General features: G+C 74.0%; 1 protein-coding gene. It reads right to left on the reverse strand.

Annotated elements, in window-relative coordinates; translation table 11 throughout:
* Window positions 1–1,522, reverse strand: a 1,522-nt coding sequence (locus AB0G08_RS30135) for an amino acid adenylation domain-containing protein (protein ID WP_358094365.1), incomplete at its 3' end; no start/stop codon positions are given.
* Window positions 1,523–1,537: the final 15 nt, after the last annotated feature.

Genomic DNA, 1,537 nt, shown 5'->3' on the forward strand with positions numbered 1-1,537 from the left:
GGTCGCCGGTGCGGTAGAGGCGGCTGCCCGGTGGCCCGTACGGGTCGGGCAGGAACCGCTCCGCCGTCTGCCCGGGCTTGTTCAGGTAGCCGCGGCTGACCACGTCACCGCCGACGCAGACTTCGCCGGGCGCCCCGGGCGGGACGAGCTGGAGGTCGGGGCCGAGGAGGTGGATGCGGGCGCCGGCGATGGGGGTGCCGAGGTCGGGCCGGTGGACCCCGTCGGGGGCGACGGGTCCGACGGTGACGGCGACGGTGGTCTCGGTGGGCCCGTAGATGTTGAACAGGGTGTACGGCGCGTGCGCGGACGGCCGGGTGGTGAGGGCGTCCCCGCCGGTGAAGATCGTCCGCAGGCGGCTGGTGGACGGGGTGGGCAGCCGGAGAACGGCCTCCGCGACCGGGGTCGGCAGGAACGTCCTCGTGACGCCCTGCCGGACGAGCCAGTCGTGCAGCGCGGCGGGGTCGAGGCGGTCGGCCGGGTCGGCGACGTGCAGGGTGGCGCCGCTGACCAGGGCCGGCCAGATCTCCCAGACCGCGGCGTCGAAGCCGAGGCTCGCCACCTGGCCGTGGCGTTGGCCGGGACCGGTGGGGTGGGTGTCCAGGTGCCAGTGGACCAGGTTGGTCAGCGCCCGGTGCGGAACCATGACGCCCTTGGGGGTGCCGGTGGACCCGGAGGTGTGGATGACGTACGCCACCTGCTCCGGGTGGATGCCGACCAGGGGCGGCGCGGCCGCGGCCGTGTCCGGTCCGAGCTGTGGGGCGAGGGCGACGACGCCGGGGGGTGTGTCGGTGTTGTCGGGGTCGTCGGTGATGAGGATGGTGACGCGGGAGTGGGTGATGAGGTGGTGTCGGCGTGCGGGGGGTGCGGTGGGGTCGACGGGGAGGTAGGCGGCGCCGGCTTTGAGGACGGCGAGCATGGCGGTGATGGCGGGTGCGCCGGGTGGCAGGCTGACCGCGACGGGGTGGTCGGGTCGGGCGCCATGGCGTAGGAGTTGGTGGGCGAGGTGGTTGGACCACTCGTCGAGTTCCCGGTAGGTGAGCGCGCCCGCCCCGTCGACGATCGCCGTCACGTCCGGGTGCCGCGCCGCCGCGTCGGCCACCAGCCGCGGCACGCACCCCAGGTCACCGGGCGGGACCGCGACCGGGCTGGCGGTCAACGCGTCGGCGAGCCGCTCCCGCTGCGCGTCCGTGACCGCGACCACCGTGGACAGCGGCCGGTCCGGCTCGGCCAGCACGGCCGCCACCAGGGCCCGGTAGCTGTCGGCCAGCTCCGCCATCGTCGCGGGCTCGTACAGGTCGCAGGCGTAGTCGAAGAACACCCGGACCACGTCCTGCTCCACCTGCACCTGGACGGCCAGGTCGAACTTCGCGACCCCCTCGTCGATCGGCAGCGGCCGCATCGTGGCGGTGTGCAGCGGCGCCACATCGGTGCCGTCCATGGTCGTGAAGACGGTTTGGATGAGGGGTGGGGTGTGGCGGTCGCGGGTGGGTTGGGTGCGTTCGACGAGTTTGTCGAAGGGGATGTCCTGGTGGGTGAC

The organism is Micromonospora sp. NPDC023644, assembly GCF_040640115.1.
Lineage (GTDB): Bacteria > Actinomycetota > Actinomycetes > Mycobacteriales > Micromonosporaceae > Micromonospora.